Raw genomic sequence first — 17,652 nt, 5'->3', positions numbered from 1 at the left:
CACGGGACCTCAGGCGGGGACCTTCGGCAGTTGCGCCACTGCGGCGGCGAGCGCCTCGTCGGACAGCTCCCTGTCCTCCATCTCACCGGCGAGGAACCGGCCGTACGCCGGCAGGTCCAGGTGCCCGTGCCCGCACAGCGCGGTCAGGATCACCTTCTCCTCGCCGGTCCTCTTGCAGCGCAGCGCCTCCTCGACGCAGGCGGCGAGCGCGTGCGTCGGCTCCGGCGCGGGGATGACGCCCTCGGTGCGGGCGAAGCGCACCCCCGCCTCGAAGCACTCCCGCTGGGTCTTGGCGACCGCCTCGATCAGCCCGAGCTCGTAGGCTGCCACTTCCCCGGGCGTCACTCCGGAGGTTCAGGTCCCAGCCGGATCGGGCCGAGCGTCAGCCATGCCTGCGCCTTCTCCGGCAGCCGGTCCGGATGCCGGCTGACCGGCGCGCACAGCTCAACAATCACCTGCGGGTCCCGGATCGGCGGCGTGAACTGCTGCGTGGCGAGGACCAGCAGGTCGTCGAACTTGAGGTGCCGCGGGAAGGTCGCGGCCAAGGCTTCCACCGGGCCGGTGTCCTCCCCGCCGAGCCGCAGCAGTTCCAGGGATCCGTCGACGGTCTCGGGCACGGTCAGCCCGGCGAGCACCGAGTGCCGGATGATCCGCAACCGCCAGTCGACACCGAGCGCCGGGTCGATTCCGCTCAGCGCCTCGATCTCGTAGACGCCGAGCTCGATCGGCGACGGAGCCCGCTCCGCGACGGCATCGGGTAGCTCATCCGGCAGATGCCAGTGCATCACGAGGGGTCGGTACCGCGAGAGCCGCGCAAACGCCGAGCCGAGCGGAATCCTCTGATCCTGCGCCAGCGTGACGAGCGACCGCACGTCAACGGTCAACTCCGCGGTGAGACCGGGCATCACCGAGATGTCCTGCGACAACTCCCGCCGGGTCGGCCAGGCAGACGCGTCGACGTTTCCCATTGGAAGGTCGCGATGACTTCGCCCGGTATTGATTCCCAACGCATGGGAAAACGCCGCGAGGCTCACGGGCGGTAGTTCACCGGTCGTCCCCGACACTTCCCGACGGCGCATCCACTCCACGCAACTCCGGACGACGTCCCAGTCCGGGTCGCTGGGCCAGGTCTCGCCGCCGTCATACTGCAGAGTCTGGAGCACACCGGCGATGTCCTGATGACGTTCAACCGCGGTCCACATGATGTCGATTGCCGGCACCAGGCTTTCATAACTACCGATTCGTGCTGCCAGCTGGCCGTGGATCCGCCTGGATGACCGCCGCAAGCCTTTGGTTGCCAGCTTGCCCTGCCCGTCGATGCTCGGGTGGGTGATGTGCGCCGGCCCGGTGCCGCGCCGGTGAACCGCCGCCGCAGCGGGCGACAGTTCTCCGATCGCCCGCGCGTGATCAGATTCCCGGTGTTTCAGTCCTTCAGCGGCGCCTTCCAGTTCCCGTACATCCTTCGCAGCGACCGAGAACCAGGTTTCCCGCACCATGTCAGTCAGCTCGTTCGCGTATCGCGGGCCTGCCGCCGAGAAGAAGAACAGGGCATCCGGACGGTCGAAGAGTCGCAATGCCCAGAAATACGCCACTGTCGCACCGATCGGCACGCCTAACACTTCACCGGCTCGAGCCAGATGGTTGATCGACGACATTGCCTCATGGTCTTCCCGGCCCCGGCTGAGAATTTGCTGGCGGTGAGCGGTGATGAGAACTGCGAGACGCTGATCGAAATCTGGCAGGCCGGGAAGTTCGTCAAACGCAAGCGGGTCTGTGGCAATCCGCTTGCGCGCCGCACGAAGCGCGTTTCCCACCCGGGGCAAGGGCATCTGCAGATCGGTGTCGAGGTGGCTGAAACCGACCGAACGCAGATCTACGACCAACGGTTCCCGGCCGTCCTCGTGTGATCCGAACACGACGCTGCGTCGGGCGTCCTTCAGCGAGCGGTAGGCGATGCTGCCCGCAATGCCATCTGTCCCGAACAGGTCGGCGAGCCAACCAGTAGAAGCGTCCTCCCAGGCCGCGACCTGACGTGCACCGGCGCGGAGAAGCGCTCGCACCGCAGCGTCGTCATAGGTGAGCAGTCGCTCCCGGTTGATCGACAACACCGCGGCGCTGCGGGTATCGAGGGAGACCGTAACTCCGTCAGGGGCATCGTTGCTCGACTCGCCGAACCCAACCGGGATGCCGTTGGCGAGCACCCATCCCTGGCCTTCGTGGAAATAGACGCCGAGCTCCGGAAACGCGAGGCACGGTGTCACCTCATACCCACGACCGTCGTAGAGCAGGCCGGAACGCCAGTGCTGCACGTCGTCGGCGGTGTGCAACCTCGTCTCCACCAGCGGCGCCCGGATGATGTCCACCAGCACCACCAATGCGTTCAGTTCGTGGAACTGGGGTTTGAGGTGGAGGCGGAGAACGGTGCCGTCCTGAGGATTGCGTTGCTGGAGCGGGGTCACGTGGAAGAGGGCGCCGGAGCCGTGGATCTTCACGTGGAGGGACTGCTGGGTGTGGCCGTCGCGGGCGGTGCGGGTGGTCCAGAGCTCGATCGTCTCCGCGATCATGAAGTAGCTCAGCACCCCGATGCCGAACTGGGAGATCGGGCGGAACTCATGCTCGCCGGTGGGATCTTCGTCCATCTCCTGGCGGAACTCGGCGAGGTCGCGGAAGCGGCGGCCGATCTTCGCGAAGGCCTCGGTCAGCTCGTGGTGGGTCATGCCGACGCCGTTGTCGCGGCACTCCAGGTACGCGCCGGTGTCCGACCGGGTGAGGCGGAACTCGATGGCCGGCTGGTAGTCGGGGTTGCCGCGGCGGCGTTCGCGGTAGCGGCGGTACAGGCAGGCGTCGAGCGCGTTCTGGTACACCTCGCGGACGGCGTGCATCGGGTTGTCGTACAACTGGGTGCCCATGAGCAGTTCGTAGGTCTCGGCGGCGGAGATCTCGAACTTCAAGTGGGGCAGGCGATAGGCGTCCTTGGCCGCGACCAGGCGGGTGGTGACGACGGCGAGGGGTGCCTTGGTCTGGTGGAGCAGGCCGCCGGCCTGGTTGTGGGCCAGGAGGTCGGCGTTGACGGCGTCGACGAGGTCTCGGATGGCGTTGTCGATCGGGCCCGACGCGCAGGTGAGCTTCAGGTCCAGGACACCCTGGAACGGGGTCCACCTGGCCGCGTCCAGGTCGGCGAGGGCGGCGGTGATGTCCCCGTCGTCGTCCATGAGCTGCAGGCCCAGCTCGGGCGCCATGAGGCGGGTGTCCAGGGCCAGCTGCCAGAGCAGTTTGACGAGCACGGCGACGCGGTGCCCGGCCACGTCGACGAGCTCGCCGGTCATGGACTCGAACTCGCGGACGGCGACGACCTCGTGCATCGACTCGCCCCAGCGGAAGGCGCCGCGGAGGCATTCGGCGAGGTACCCGGCCGCCAGCGGCACCTCGCTGCCGTCCAGGTCGGGTGCGACGGCCGCGAGGATCGACGCGAGGTCGGCGGCGACGGCGGGTCCCTGCAGGTAGGCCTCGACCGCTTCGAGGTGGACGAACCAGGCGAGCAGGCGGTCCGCGTCGAGGCCGGTCTTCGCCGCGTGGATGCGGCCCAGCTCCGACGTCGGCTTCGGCAGCGGGCCGGACTTCACCCGCCCGAACAGCGTGTGCTCGGTCCGCTGGAAGCCGGCTTCGAGCACCGCGACGAGGCCCAGCACGAGCACCCGGTCGGTGGCCGGAACGGTCAGCCTGGGCAGGATGGCGGCGGCGCGGGCGAGGCGTTGCGCGAGGCCGGGCTGGTGCCAGGTTCCCTGGACGGGATGGCGGGCGAGGTCGGGGACGCCAGCGGCGGCGTGGTCCATCGCCGTGAGCAGGTGCGGCGGGAGTCCGTCGGTGACGGCCGTGCCGAGGGCCGCGGTCCACCAGCCCTCCCGGGCGACCGCCGCGGCGGCGTCGACCTGATCGATCAGGGTCTCCAGCCATCCGGCCAGGCGGGGCGGGCGGGCGTCCGGCTCGGCGCGCAGCGCGGTGAGCACGCAGGCCACCAGGTCCGGCAGGTGACCCGTGATCGGGCTCCCACGCAGCTCGGTCTCGATCAGGTCGAGGTCGGGCCCGTGGTCGTCGGCCGCCGGGGGCGTCGCACCGAGCAGGACGTGTGCCACGACGGCCGCGAAGCCGAAGCGGTCGGTGGCCGGGGAGGCGACCGCGTCATGGTCGCCGCGCAGCTCCGGCGCCGAGTACCGGCGGGTCCGGCCGGTGCGGCTGCCGTCCGCGGTCTGCAGCAGGCCGAAGTCGACGAGGACGGTGCCGCCGTCGGGGCGGCGGATGATGTTGGCGGGGGTGACGTCGCCGTGCGCGACGGGGGCCGGGCGGGCGTGCAGCGCGTCGAGGGCCTCGGCGACGGTGGCGAGCTGCCCGAGCCGTGCCCGCGCGTCGGTCTCCGGGTGCTGCTGGGTCCACTCGGCCAGCGTCATGCCGTCGACGTGGTCCATGACGATGTACCGGTGCATGCCGGACGGGTCCGGCTCGCGTTGGTGAGGCAGGCCCTCGGTGGGCTCCGCGGTGCCCGCCGGATGGGGCTTGTAGCCGCTGAAGGTGTCCCGGACCCGAACCAGTCCAGGGATGTTGAGGCCGGAGATCAGGTTCGCGTGGTGGCCCCAGGGGACGCCGTCGTCGTCGCCCGGACGGGGTGGCATCATCTTGATCGCGACGGTCTCCCAGCCGGTCGCCGAGACCTGCGCGCCGGCCGAGTAGACGATGCCCTCGCTGCCCCTTCGGATCACCTCGGCCAGGCGGTACCTGTCGGAGTCGTGGGGCGGACCGACCCACAGCGTGCTGTCCAACGGCCCTCCTCGTCACCGGTGCCGAGCAAGAGCGCCAGTCTATAATTTCGGCCACCGATGGGGCGGTGGCAGTGTCTACTCAACGACTCCGGGTAGCCGAGCGGATCGGCGGCGCCCTGCGCATCCTGCAGGATCTGCCGGTGCCGCGCGGGCGCACGCTGAGCGTCGGCCGCACCGCTGACGTCGATCTGGGCGCCGACCCGCCGGACCGCGGCGTGTCCAGGCACGCCGTCGTCGTCGCCACGGACGGCGCCGGCTGGCAGGTCGAGCCGCGCAACCGGGGCGCTGTGCTGCTCTACGAATGGGGGCTGCCGCCGCGGGAACTCGTCCGCGCCGAGACGGTGTACGCCTCCCGGGTCGCGTTGCAGGTGACCGGCGGCCCCGGTCGGGAGCACTGGGTGCTCCTGGAGGACGCGGTCCCGGCCACCGAGTCCGACCCGGCGGCCGTCCCCGGCAGCACCGACTTCGCCCAGCCCCGGGCATTGACGCCGGCGCAGCGGGCCGCTCTCGAAGCCGTGTTCGCGGACTTCCTGGAGTGGCCACCCAGGCGGGACCGGTCCGTGCGGCAGCTGAAGGTCGCCGCCGCGAGCCTGTACGTGAGCGCGACCTCGCTGCGGGAGCGGCTCACCTCGGTCGTGGAGAAGGCCAACCGGCTGGGCCTCGGGCAGCACGAGGACGTGCTCGATCCCGCGTATCTCCACCTGCTGGTGCGGCGGCGATACCTCGAACCGCCAGGGTGACGCAACCCGTTGCGCAACGGGTGATGCCGGGACGGTCGCGGCTGCGACGCTGACCGCATGACTTCGCTGGAACCGGTGCAGGGAAACGGATTCGGCCGGACGGTGGCCTGGATCCTCGGTGCGGGCGGCGCCATCGCGGCCCTCAAAACCGTCGGGTTGCCGCCGTGGCTCGTCGGCGGGCTCGCCGCCGGCTACGCGGGGCTGGTCGGGACGCTCGTCGCCGTCGGGTACCGCACCCACGACGACGAGCGGCAGCGACGTACGTACCGCCTCCTCCGGGTGATCACGCCGTGGTGGCCGGCACTCGCGGAGGCGGTCCGGCCCGACAGCGACCACTGAACAGCACGAGCGGGTTACTGGGTGCTGGAGCCGGTGCGCAGGCGGACCTCGGCGCCGTTCTGCTCGTAGCTCTGCTGCGACACCTGGACCAGGACGGCGTCGCGGTGGAACGCCGGCACGGTGACGGCGCCGCAGCTGACCATGGTGGCACGCAGCTTGGCGACGGTGCGGGCGATGTTGGGGTAGAGGCTGCCGGCGTACGGCACGTACCCGTCGACGCCCTCCTCGAACTGCAGCTCCGTCTCGCCCTGGTCGTAGCGGGCGACGTTGCGGGCCCGCTGGGAGCCTTCGCCCCAGTATTCCTTGAACAGCTGGCCGTCGAGGTTCACCAGGTTGGAGGGGCTCTCGTCGAAGCGGGCGAAGTACCGGCCCAGCATGATGAAGTCGGCGCCGAGGGCCAGGGCGATCGCCATGTGGTAGTCGGCGAGGAGGCCGCCGTCGCAGCAGACCGGCACGTACACGCCGGTTTCCTGGGCGTAGCGGTCGCGTTCGGCGACGACGTCGATGAGGGCGGAGGCCTGCCCGCGGCCGATGCCCTTCTGGTCGCGGGTGATGCAGATCGAGCCGCCGCCGATGCCGACCTTGACGAACGCGGCGCCGGCGTCGGCGAGGTACCGGAACCCGCGCCCGTCCACGACGTTGCCCGCGCCGACCGGCACCACGTCGCCGAGCTCGCCGACCGCGTACTGCAGGGTGTTGCGCTGCCAGGCGGAGTAGCCGTCGGAGGAGTCGATGCACAGCACGTCGGCGCCGGCCTCGACCAGTGCCGGGATGCGCTCGCGGTAGTCGCGGGTGTTGATGCCCGCGCCGACCCGGAAGCGCTTGTCGTCGTCGATGGATTCGGTGCGGAACTGCTTGTGCAGCTCGTAGTCGCGGCGCAGCACGATCGAGGCGAGGTGCCCGTCGGCGGTGACGATGGGCAGCAGGTCCAGCCGGTGGTCCCAGATGAGGGTGTTCGCGTCGGACAGCGAGATCGTCGGCGGTGCGGTGACCAGGCCCGCGGCCGGGCGCATCCGGGACTCGACGCTGTCGTTGAGGTCGTGCCGGTGCGGGTGGAAGTCCGCGGTGGAGATCAGCCCGACGAACAGCCCGCCCGGGCCGCCGTCGTCGGTGACCACGGCGATGTCCCGTTCGGCGGCCCGCAGCAGCCGGCTGACCTCGCCGAGGGTCGCGGACGGCTTCGTGTTGATGTCCGAGTGCCGGAACCCGGCCTTGTGCCGCTTGACCGCGCTGACCGACTCCGCCTGCTCGTCGATGCGCTGGTTCTGGTGGATGAAGCTCAGCCCGCCGGTCTGCGCGAGCGCGATGGCGAGCCGGGGCGAGGACACCGCCTGCATGATCGCGCTGACCAGCGGCACGGCGATGCGCAACGGTGACTCCCCGCCGACGGGGTGCCGCACGATCGGGGTCGACAGGTCGACGTTGTCCGGGGTGCAGTCCTCGGTGGTGAGGTTCGGCACCAGCAGGTATTCGTTGAGGGTGCGGGAGACCTCGGGGAGGATCACGACCACGTGCCTGCTCCTATACACTCCGCCGCCGCGAAGGCCCGACCGACGGCTTGGCTGGAATGCAGCCACACGCTACCAGCGCCGCCGCTGCCGCCGCGGGCGGACGGGCAAAGGTCACCCAGTGAGACCGGTGAACCCCGTGTACCGCTTGGGCGGCGGCGGGGCGAACTCGCCGTGCTTCGACGTGGACAGCCCGAGCGTGACGAGCGACTGCACGAGCACCGTCGCCGCCGCCACCCCGTCGACGACCGGCACACCGACGCGTTTCGACACGACCGCCGGCAGGTCCGCCATGCCGGCGCAGCCCAGCACGATGACGTCGGACCCGTCGGCGGCGAGCGCGGCCCGGGCGAGGGCGACCACCCGGTCGGTGACGGTCGGGTCCCGGTCCAGCTCCAGGACCGGGATGTCGCAGGCGTGCACGCCCCGGCAGACCCCGGCCGCGACGTACCGGGCGGCGAGGTCCCAGGCCCGGCCGCGGGTGCGGTCCAGCGTGGTGACGACGCTGAACCCGCGGCCGAGCAGCGCCGCGGCGTGCATGGCGGCCTCGGCGATCCCGACGACCGGCCCGTCGGCGACCTCCCGCGCGGCCTCCAGGCCGGGATCGCCGAAGCAGGCGATGACATATCCGTCGGCCGGATTCGCGTGGATGGCGGCGAGGAGGCCGGGGACGCTGAGCGCCTCGTCGTAATGGCTCTCGATGGACGCCGGGCCCATGGTGGACGTGACCGCCTCGACGTGGGTGCCCGGGCCGGCGACGGCCCGGGCACTCAGCTCGATCTTCGCGGTCATCTCCGCCGTGGTGTTCGGGTTGACGACCATGATCCGCATCGGGTCAGGCGGCCTTCGCGCGCTTGGTCAGGCCGAGGTGTACGACGAAGCCCAGGGCCATGCCGATGAACCAGCTGTACTGGGCGGTGGTGTGCATGCCCGGCCCGTGCGTCCACAGCACCGGCACGACCGCGATGACGGCGCCGACCGCCGTGGCGATGATGGCCGGCGGGTTGTAGCCCTTCTTGTAGAAGTACTTGCCGGCCGCGTCCATGGTGAACATGTCGTCGACCGACACGACCTGCTTGCGCACCAGGTAGTAGTCGGCGATGAGCACCCCGAACAGCGGGCCGATCGCGGCGCCGAGGACCTCGAGGGTGTAGTGGATGACGTCGGGGTTGTTGTACAGGTTCCACGGCGTGATGAGCACCGACCCGACGGCCGCGATCATGCCGCCCATCCGCCAGCTGATCCGCTGCGGGCTGACGTTGGAGAAGTCGAACGCCGGGGAGATGAAGTTCGCCACGATGTTGATGCCGATGGTGGCGATGGTGAACGTCAGCGCGCCGAGCACGATCGCGAACGTGCTGTCGATCTTCGCCACCGTCTGGACGGGGTCGGTGATGAGCTCCCCGAAGATCGGGATCGTCAGCGACGACGTGACGACCACGAGGATCGAGAACGCGAGGAAGTTCACCGGCAGGCCGAGGAGGTTACCCTTCTTCACGGCGCCGAAGGACTTGCCGTACCGCGAGAAGTCGCCGAAGTTGAGCATCGGCCCGGAGAAGTACGACACGACCAGCGCGATCGCCCCGAGCATGATCGGCACGGCGTCGAACCCGGTGTACTTGACCTCGCCGAGGTTCAGGTCGATCTCACCCCAGCCGGCCTTGTAGATCAGGTACCCGGCGAGCACGATCATCACCACGTACACCGCCGGCCCGCAGAAGTCGATGAACCTGCGGATCGTCTCCATGCCGGTCCAGAACACCGCCGCCTGCAGCACCCACAGCAGCGCGTAGGAGCACCAACCGAGCAGCGGCAGCCCGAGGAATCCCCACTGGTCGACGTCCGCGTAGGGCGCGAGTCCCGGGAAGAGCTTCAGCACCACCACGTCGAGCGCCGCGGACGCGAGGTAGGTCTGGATGCCGTACCAGGCGACCGCGATACCACCGCGGATGATGGCTGGCACGTTGGCGCCCAGTACACCGAACGCCACCCGGTTGATCACCGGATAGGGCACACCGGTGATCTGGCTGGGCTTGGCCACCAGGTTGCAGAAGAAGTAGACGATCGTGATGCCGACGACCAGCGAGACGAGGACCTGCCAGCTGGACAGCCCCAGCGCGAACAGGCTGCCGGCCGTGACGTACCCGCCGACGCTGTGCACGTCGGACATCCAGAACGCGAAGATGTTGTAGGAGCCCCACGACTGGTTCCGCAGCGGCGCCAGGTCCTCGTTGGTGAGCCGGGGGTCGTAGCCGGGTTTGATGACGCCGGAACCGACCGGCATGCCGGCGGCCTCGACCAGATCCTGCGGCCCGTCGTCGACGACGGGTTCCTGTGCGCGTGCCACTGTGTCGGCCATCCGGAACTCCCGAGGTAGTGCGGCTCGTTGCGCCCCACGCTAGGAATCCGGTGTTTCACACCGATGTTCGAAAACATATATCTGTTGTTCAGTCGGGCTCTGCGAACAGCCCCGTGTGCTGCGGCAACAGGGCGATGAACGTCTGCAGCCGCCGGTGGTGCTCGGTGCAGACCCGGATCAGCCCGTCGGCGTCCCGGGCGACGAACGCCTCCAGCATCCCCGCGTGGTCCCGGTGCAGCAGCTGCCGGTCCGCCCCGTCCAGGTGCGACATCGGCTGCAACGGCTCCGTCATGTTCCACGCCGTGCCGAGCATGTGCAGCAGCCGCCGCATCCGGCACGGCCGGATCAGCGCGAGGTGGAAGCGGCGGCTCTCCCGGTGATGCGCCCGCGGGTCGCCCTTGGCCACCGCGTCCTCGAGGGCCGCGTGCGCCGCCCGCGCCAGCTCGTCGTCCTCCGCCCGGGCGAACGCCACCGCGACCCGCATCGCCGCGGTCTCCAGGGCCTCCCGCACCAGGTAGATCTCCCCGAACTCCTGCGCCGTCATCTGCGCCACCCGGTATCCCAGATGCGGCCGATGGTCGACGAGCCCCTCCCCGATCAGCGTCATCAACGCCTCCCGCACCGGGATCCGGCTCACCCCGAACGCCGCCGCCACCCCGTCCACGGGGATCGGCGACCCGGGCGGCACCTCCCCGTGGAGAATGCACGCGCGCAGCTCGTCGAGGATCACACTCTGCGAACTGCCCAGCGGCTTCCCGGCAAGCCGCGAGATCAGCACCGATCGACGGCGTGGTCCAGCCATCCGCCACCTCCAGATACACCTCACGCTATCCCCGCCCGGTTATCGGCACGTTTCGCCGCCGTCCCCTGCCGCGTTCCGCGACAACCGGAAGGATCCCCGGCGCCCTGACCCCGGGGATCCTTCCGGTTGTCAGAAGTCAGCGGGCGGTGCAGGTCACGGGGGGAACCGTCGGGGTGCCGGTGGCGAGGAAGCCGAAGGTGGCGGTGGCGCCCGGGGCGAGGGTGCCGTTCCAGGGGGTGTTGTCCGCGGTCACGGCCGCACCCGACTGGGTGAAGGTGGCGCCCCAGGTCTGGGTGATCTGTTCGCCGCCGGTGTACGTCCAGCGCGCCGTCCACCCGCTGATTGCCGCGGTGGAGCCGTTGCGGACGGTCACCGAGCCCTGGAAGCCGCCGGGCCACTGGTTGACGACCGTGTAGGTGGCGGCGCAGCCGGGCACCGGCGGGACACTGTCGGAGGGCAGCACGGACCGCGACGGCGACGGGGAGACCGAGCGGGACGGCGACACGGACGGCGACGCCGACGGCTGGGTGCCGTCGAGGACCCGGACCAGCGCGGGCAGCCAGCGGGAGGCGATCTTGCGGTCGCCGGTGGCGTTGGGGTGCACGCCGTCGCCGGTGTCGGTGGCGGTGCTGAAGCCGGTCCACTGGTCCACGACCGTGACCGGGGACGCGGCGGTGGACTTGCCGGCCGCCCAGCCCGGGATGGCGGCGTTGAGCGCGACGACCCGGGCCGCGCACTCGGTGCAGCTGGACGGGTTCATCGGGATGATCTGCGCGACGAGGACCCGCATCGCCGGGTTGCTGGCCCGCATCTGGTCGACCAGCTTGGAGTACGCGGCGAGGATCACGTCGACGGAGCGGTTGCTCCACACGTCGTTGGTGCCGAAGTGCATGAGCACGACGTCGGGGCGGCTCGCGTACAGCCAGGCGGGCAGCTGGTTCTGGTCGGCGACCGCGGTGACGAGCGCGCCGCCGTGGCCTTCGCCGTCGCCGTCGTACGGCACCGAACAGCCCTGTGGTGCCTGGGTGCCGACGAAGTCGATGTTGGTGTGGCCGCCGGTCTGCAGGTCGTTCCAGAGCAGCGCCCGCCAGCAGCCGGGGCTGCCGGTGATCGAGTCGCCGAGCGGCATGATGCGCACCGCGGCCGCGGCGGCGGGGCCGGCCGGCAGCGTGAGGAGGACGGCGGCGCCGAGGACGGCGGCGGTGAGGAGCGCGAGAAGGGTCCGCATCGGCGCAGTACAGCGGACCCCAAGCAAGTATGTCGATGCCCGGGACCGCTCTGAGCAGGTCCCGGGCACGACGGTCGTGAAACCTACACGGCGTACGCCTCGACCTCGTAGAGGCGGGCGGCGGTGTCGGCGTTGTTCGTCGGTGCGATGACGTTGACCCGCAGGTAGCGGACGCCGGCCGGGCCGAACGTGGAGGTGGTGACGTTGGCGGTGTTGCCGCGCACCTGGGACACGGTCGTCCAGGTGTTCCCGTCGGTGCTGGTCTGCACGTCGAAGTCGCGGGTGTTGAACGCGGTGTTCTCCCCACCGGCGCCGGCGTGCCGGATCACGACCCGGCCGACGGACACCGTGGCGCCGAGGTCGACCCGCCACCACTTCGACGCGCCGAGTGAGCACCACTTGTCGGCGTTGCCGCCGTTGACGGTCCCGTTCACCGCCTTCGCCGGGCCCTCCGTCGACGCGCACTGGCTGTCAGCGGTCGCCGTCTTGTTCAGCGCCAGATTCGTGGCGGGAGGCGTCGTGCCGCCCGTCAGGGCGAAGTCGTCGACATCGAACAGGCCACCGGTGCCCGTACCCACGAAAACGAGGAACAACGAACCCGAGGATGCAGACAGCGAGGTGGTCACGTCGACGAACGTGCCGTAGCCGCCGGTGTTGGCCACCGGCAGCGTGCCCAGCAGCGGCCCGGTTGCGGAGCCCGAACGGATCTGGATGCTGCCGCCGGCGCCACCCGACGCGACGCGGGCGGTGAAGCCGGTCTTGCCGGAGACGTTCACACCCGAATACCCGACCCAGTCGCCGTTGTCGATGTAACCGACGCGATTGCCACCGTGGGCGGCACCGTCACCGACGATCTGGACGCCGGATTGGGAGGTGTACGACTCGGCCTCGACCCGGCCCGTCGGCACCACCGAGCCGGGGCTGCAGTCGGCCGCCACCTTGCCGCCGGCGTACCGGATCCCGCCGAGCAGGTGGGCCCGGAACGCACTGTCCGAATAGGACTCCTGGGTGTGGCCGGCGCCGGTGTAGAACGACCGTCCACTCTGGATCGTCTTGCACCAGGCGAAGGGGTGGTCGGCGCCCATGGTGCCGCCGCTGTACGTGGTCTCGTCGAGGGTGGCGAGCACATGCGCGGTGGCGCGCGGGTTGGTCCGGTAGTTGTACAGCTCGTCGGTGCGGACCCAGGTGGCGCCGAGGTGCGCGGTCGCCGGGTGGGTGCGGTCCTCGATCTTCATCGTGGCCTGCTGGATCGCCGGGTGGGAGGAGAACCAGGCGCCGACCAGGTCGCCGTAGAACGGCCAGTCGTACTCGGTGTCGGCGGCGGCGTGCACGCCGACGTATCCGCCGCCGCCGCGGATGTAGGACTCGAACGCGGTCTGCTGGGTGGCGTCGAGGACGTCGCCGGTGGTGCTGAGGAAGACGACGGCCTCGTACTGGGCGAGGTTCGCGGTGGTGAACGCGGCCGCGTCCTCGGTGGCGGTGACGGTGAAGCCGTTCGCCGCGCCGAGCTGCTGGATGGCGGTGATGCCGGCCGGGATGGCGTCGTGCCGGAACCCGGCGGTCTTGGAGAAGACGAGGACGTGAACGCGGTGTCAGCAAAGGCCGGCACGGCGGGCACGGCGGCGGCGGTCAAGAGGGCCGCGGTGGCCGTGGCGAGCGCGAGGAGCTTTCTCATGATGCGTAGACCTCTACCTCGTAGAGACGGGCGGCGGTGTCGGCGTTGCTCGTCGGTGCGATGACGTTGACCCGCACGTAGCGGGTGCCGGCGGCGGTGAACGTGGAGGTGGTGACGTTGCCGGTGTTGCCGCGCACCTGGGACACCGTCGTCCACGTGTTCCCGTCGGTGCTGGTCTGCACGTCGAAGTCGCGGGTGTTGAACGCGGTGTTCTCCCCACCGGCGCCGGCGTGCCGGATCACGACCCGGCCGACGGACACCGTGGCGCCGAGGTCGACCCGCCACCACTTCGACGCGCCGAGCGAGCACCACTTGTCGGCGTTGCCGCCGTTGACGGTCCCGTTCACCGCCTTCGCCGGGCCCTCCGTCGACGCGCACTGGCTGTCAGCGGTCGCCGTCTTGTTCAGCGCCAGATTCGTGGCGGGAGGCGTCGTGCCGCCCGTCAGGGCGAAGTCGTCGACATCGAACAGGCCGCCTGAACCCGTACCGACGAAAACGAGGAACAACGAACCCGAGGATGCAGACAGCGAGGTGGTCACGTCGACGAACGTGCCGTAGCCGCCGGTGTTGCCGACGTTGACGGAACCCAGCAGCGGCCCGGTCGCGGAGCCGGAGCGGACCTGGATGGTGCCGCCGGTGCCGCCGGAGGCGACGCGGGCGGTGAAGCCGGTCTTGCCGGACACGTCCACACCCGAATACCCGACCCAGTCGCCGCCGTCGATGTAACCGACGCGGCTCCCGCCGTGTGCGGTGCCGTCGGCGACGACCTGGACGCCGGACTGGGAGGTGTACGACTCCGCCTCGACCCGGCCCGTCGGGGGCTGGGTGGAGCCGGTGTCGAGGGTGAACGCGTCGACGTCGAACAGGGCGCCGGCGCCGCCGGTGAACACCAGGTACAGCTGCCCGGCGGTGGCGGGTGCGCCGGAGACGGTGCCGGTGACGTTGACGAACGTGTCCCAGCTGCCGGTCGCCGGCACGGTGGCGGACCCGATGAGCGTGCCGGTCGGCGAGCCGGCCCGCAGCGACAGGGTGCCGCCCGCGCCGCCGGAGGAGACCCGGGCGGTGAACGAGGTGGCGTTGTTCATCAGGTACGGGGTGAACGCGATCCAGTCGCCGTTCTCGATCTGCCCGACGGTCCTGCCACCCTCGGCGCCGGCCTTGTCGAACGTCTGCACCCCCTGCTGGGTGCTGAAGTGTTCGGCCTGGCGGTGCCGCGGCTGCAGGGTGTGCTGGGTGTGCGTGGTGAGGCCGCCGTTGTCGGTGTACTCGGCGTCGAACACGGCGAAGATGTTCGCGGCCGCGTCGTGCTCACCGTCGAGGGGGATGGTGATCGAGCCGGTGCAGCCGGTCTGGGACGTGATCTGGTGGCCGTGGGTGTCGTGGCCCAGGATGTACGTCATCCGGACCCGTCCACAGTCGACGGTTCCGTCCTCGGGGTCGGTGACGGTGATCTGGTAGGGCACGGTGTCGCCGAACGAGACGAGCGAGCCGTTCGCCGGGGTCACGATCCGCACCGTGGGCACGGTGTTGCCGGCGGAGATCCGGACGCTGGCGCTGCCCGTGGCCCCCTGCGGGTCGCGGACGGTCAGGGTCGCGGTGTAGGTCCCGGCGGTGGTGTAGGTCTTCGTCGGGTTCGCCGCCGTGGACGTGGTGCCGTCGCCGAACGCCCAGCTGTAGGTGATCGCCTGGCCCTCGGGGTCGTTGCTGCCGGCCGAGCTGAAGTTCACCGTGAGCGGCGCCGCCCCGGAGGTCGGGTTGCCGGCGGCCACGGCGACGGGGGCGCGGTTGCCGCCGCCGGTGTACTCGATGCGGTACAGGGCGGAGTTCGCGTCGCCGTTGCCGAACCCGGCGCCGTAGTCCAGGACGTACAGGGCGCCGTCCGGGCCGAACGCCTGATCCATGATCTGCATGCCGGACCAGGGGAAGTTCGCGATCGCGCCGGGTGAGCCGTCGCCGTTGACGTCGATGGCCTTGATCCAGCGGCGGCCGAACTCGCCGGCGAAGAAGTGCCCGTCGAGGTCGGCGGGGAACTTGACGGCGGACGGGTTGGCCGGGTCGTAGCGGTACACGGGGCCCGCCATCGGCGACTCGGAGCCGCTGCCGAACTCCGGTGGGCTGCCGGCGTCCCCGGCGTAGCGGATCCAGGCGGCCTTCGCGGCGGGCAGCGTGCCCTGGCCGGTGTTGCGGAACGAGTTGTTCGCCGGCCCGCCCGTGCAGTTGTACTTGGGTCCGGTGCTGTTCGTGGCGAAGTTCCACTCGTTGTAGGTCTCCGCCGACGTGTTCGTGCCGGTGCAGTACGGCCAGCCGTAGTTGCCGGGAGCGGTGACCCGGTCGAACTCGACCTGCCCGGACGGCCCGCGGTTCGGGTCGGTGGTGCCGGCGTCGGGGCCGTAGTCGCCGACGTAGATCGCGCCGGTCGCCTTGTCCACGCCCATCCGGAACGGGTTGCGGAAGCCCATCGCGTAGATCTCGGGCCGGGTGTTCGCCGTGCCCGGCGCGAACAGGTTGCCGCTGGGGACGGTGTACGACCCGTCGGTGTTCACCTTGATCCGCAGGATCTTGCCGCGCAGGTCGTTGGTGTTGCCGGCGGAGCGTTGCGCGTCGTAGGCGGGGTTGCGGTCGGTGCGTTCGTCGATCGGCGCGTAGCCGGCCGAGTCGAACGGGTTGGAGTCGTCGCCGGTGGACAGGTACAGGTTGCCGGCCGCGTCGAAGTCGATGTCGCCGCCGACGTGGCAGCACATGCCGCGGTCGGTGCCGACCTCCAGGACGGTGCGTTCGCTGGCGGTGTTGAGCGTGTTGTCGGTGTTCAGGGTGAACCGGGACAGCCGGTTGACGCCCTTCCACGGGGTCCAGTCGGCGCCGGCGGCGGGCGCGTCACCGCCGGGCGTGTTCAGCGGCGGCGCGTAGTACAGGTAGATCTGCCGGTTCGTGGCGAAGTTGGGGTCGGCGGCGACGCCCTGCAGGCCCTCCTCGTCGTGGGTGTAGACGGGCAGGTTGCCGATCACGGTGGTGGTGCCGGCGGCGTCGGTGCGGCGCAGCGTGCCGTTGCGGGCGGTGTGCAGCACGGACCGGTCGGGCAGCACGGCGATCGACATCGGCTCGCCGAGCTCGTTGATGCCCTTGGCGAGCTCGACCTGCTGGAAGAGGGCGGGGTTGATGGTGGTGTGCGCACTGGCGGGTGCGGGCAGTGCGACGGCGGCGCCGCTGATGAGCAACGCCGCCGCGGCGGCTCGGATTCCTGGGTGCATCGGCGGGAGTCCTTCCGGAGGGTCCGCGATGCCGGGCACGCTGTGCCGGCCGGCGCTGGCGGGCGCCGGACGGCGGGATCGGGTCTGGAGCGCGGCCGGCGGCGGTGCGCGGGCCGCCGAAGCCCCACACATCCACACGTCGCGATGGTTGGTGAGCCGACGTTACTAACTCAACCCCATCGATGCAAGAAATCAACTTCACCGGGCAGGATTCGGACAGACTTTTGTCAGGACGTCGGTTTGGCGTCCTGCCAGGCCGAGACCTTGCGGATGACCAGCGACAACAGGACGGCGGCGGCGATCCCGCCGACGGCAGAGACCGCGGTGAAGAACGGCGGGCTGTAGACGATGGTCTCGCCGCTGGCGTACTGCGTGGTCTCGGTGTAGCTGATGAAGCTGAACAGCAGCGCGACCCACCACGCGTTGACGATCCGGTCCGAGGGCCAGGAACCGTCCGGGGCGCTGCGGCGGTAGATCTCGGCGGTGACCCGGTTGGGGATGACGAGGTTGGCCAGGGGGACGAACCAGCCGCCGATCGTCCAGCCCTTCTTCCACTCGACACTGCCGTCGTTGCGCCGGTCGAAGTTGTCGCGGGCCAGGTACAGCCACAGGATGACGAGCGCCAGGGTGATCAGCCGGGCCACGCCGAGGGCGGTCAGGCCGGGGTTGCCGGCGATGTAGACGTTGAGGCCGAAGTTGCTGCCGTAGGCCACCTCCCGGCCCGCGTCCTCGGCGGCGGCGTCGGCACCCTTCAGGGACTCGGCCAGGGTGAAGGCGTGCGCCAGGCCCGCTAAGGCCAGGCCACCGACGGCGAGCCAGCCCGCGGTCGAAAGACGGTGAGGGGCGCCGATACGAATGTCACTCATAACTCGGGAAGCTTAAATTCCTTAAGCAAATAGACATCCTTGACTTTCTTGCCCTCTGGCGCAGACTATTAGG

Annotated in this window: 11 protein-coding genes and 1 pseudogene; 2 read left to right on the top strand and 10 right to left on the bottom strand. The window is 70.3% G+C overall.

Annotation, left to right across the window (positions count from 1 at the left end; all coding sequences use genetic code 11):
* Nucleotides 1-9 precede the first annotated feature (9 nt).
* Together ACFPIJ_RS59845 and ACFPIJ_RS59840 are read right to left on the bottom strand one after the other, a co-directional pair.
* The gene (locus tag ACFPIJ_RS59845; protein WP_380128496.1) at nt 10-330 is read right to left on the bottom strand and encodes a hypothetical protein; all 321 of its coding nucleotides are present in this window, start codon (nt 328-330) and stop codon (nt 10-12) included.
* 11 nt (nt 331-341) lie between these two features.
* Nucleotides 342-4,814, bottom strand: coding sequence for a protein kinase domain-containing protein (locus ACFPIJ_RS59840; RefSeq protein WP_380128495.1), 4,473 nt, complete (start codon nt 4,812-4,814; stop codon nt 342-344).
* Nucleotides 4,815-4,885: 71 nt separating this feature from the next.
* Here ACFPIJ_RS59840 and ACFPIJ_RS59835 point away from each other — a divergent pair, with 71 nt between their 5' ends.
* Nucleotides 4,886-5,554, top strand: a complete 669-nt coding sequence (locus ACFPIJ_RS59835) for a hypothetical protein (protein WP_380128494.1) — start codon at nt 4,886-4,888, stop codon at nt 5,552-5,554.
* 57 nt (nt 5,555-5,611) lie between these two features.
* Nucleotides 5,612-5,893 (top strand): hypothetical protein, encoded by a 282-nt coding sequence (locus tag ACFPIJ_RS59830; protein WP_380128493.1) that lies wholly within the window; start codon nt 5,612-5,614, stop codon nt 5,891-5,893.
* A 14-nt stretch (nt 5,894-5,907) separates the two neighbouring features.
* Here the strand turns inward: ACFPIJ_RS59830 and ACFPIJ_RS59825 are convergent, their stop codons facing one another.
* From ACFPIJ_RS59825 to ACFPIJ_RS59790, 8 genes and pseudogenes are all read right to left on the bottom strand, one after another.
* Complete coding sequence (locus ACFPIJ_RS59825; RefSeq protein ID WP_380128492.1) at nt 5,908-7,404, bottom strand: IMP dehydrogenase; 1,497 nt, start codon at nt 7,402-7,404, stop codon at nt 5,908-5,910.
* Between the two features lie 111 nt (nt 7,405-7,515).
* Nucleotides 7,516-8,232: an aspartate/glutamate racemase family protein gene (locus ACFPIJ_RS59820; RefSeq protein ID WP_380128490.1), complete on the bottom strand. Its 717-nt coding sequence runs from the start codon at nt 8,230-8,232 to the stop codon at nt 7,516-7,518.
* A gap of 4 nt (nt 8,233-8,236) precedes the next feature.
* Nucleotides 8,237-9,760 (bottom strand): NCS1 family nucleobase:cation symporter-1, encoded by a 1,524-nt coding sequence (locus ACFPIJ_RS59815; protein WP_380128489.1) that lies wholly within the window; start codon nt 9,758-9,760, stop codon nt 8,237-8,239.
* 88 nt (nt 9,761-9,848) lie between these two features.
* Nucleotides 9,849-10,562: a GntR family transcriptional regulator gene (locus ACFPIJ_RS59810; RefSeq protein WP_380128488.1), complete on the bottom strand. Its 714-nt coding sequence runs from the start codon at nt 10,560-10,562 to the stop codon at nt 9,849-9,851.
* Between the two features lie 136 nt (nt 10,563-10,698).
* Nucleotides 10,699-11,790, bottom strand: a complete 1,092-nt coding sequence (locus tag ACFPIJ_RS59805) for a cellulose binding domain-containing protein (protein WP_380128487.1) — start codon at nt 11,788-11,790, stop codon at nt 10,699-10,701.
* 83 nt (nt 11,791-11,873) lie between these two features.
* Nucleotides 11,874-13,465 (bottom strand): annotated as a pseudogene (locus ACFPIJ_RS59800) (ThuA domain-containing protein).
* Complete coding sequence (locus ACFPIJ_RS59795) at nt 13,462-16,713, bottom strand: carbohydrate-binding protein (RefSeq protein WP_380128486.1); 3,252 nt, start codon at nt 16,711-16,713, stop codon at nt 13,462-13,464. The pseudogene ACFPIJ_RS59800 and the gene ACFPIJ_RS59795 overlap by 4 nt, the downstream one beginning before the upstream one ends.
* 227 nt (nt 16,714-16,940) lie before the next feature.
* Nucleotides 16,941-17,579 carry a DUF4328 domain-containing protein gene (locus tag ACFPIJ_RS59790; protein ID WP_380128485.1) on the bottom strand — a complete coding sequence of 213 codons (639 nt, stop codon included), beginning with the start codon at nt 17,577-17,579 and terminating at the stop codon, nt 16,941-16,943.
* Nucleotides 17,580-17,652: the final 73 nt, after the last annotated feature.

This window comes from Dactylosporangium cerinum (assembly GCF_042653625.1).
In the GTDB taxonomy this organism is placed as follows: domain Bacteria; phylum Actinomycetota; class Actinomycetes; order Mycobacteriales; family Micromonosporaceae; genus Dactylosporangium; species Dactylosporangium cerinum.
This window is presented reverse-complemented; position numbering and strand designations above follow the sequence as displayed.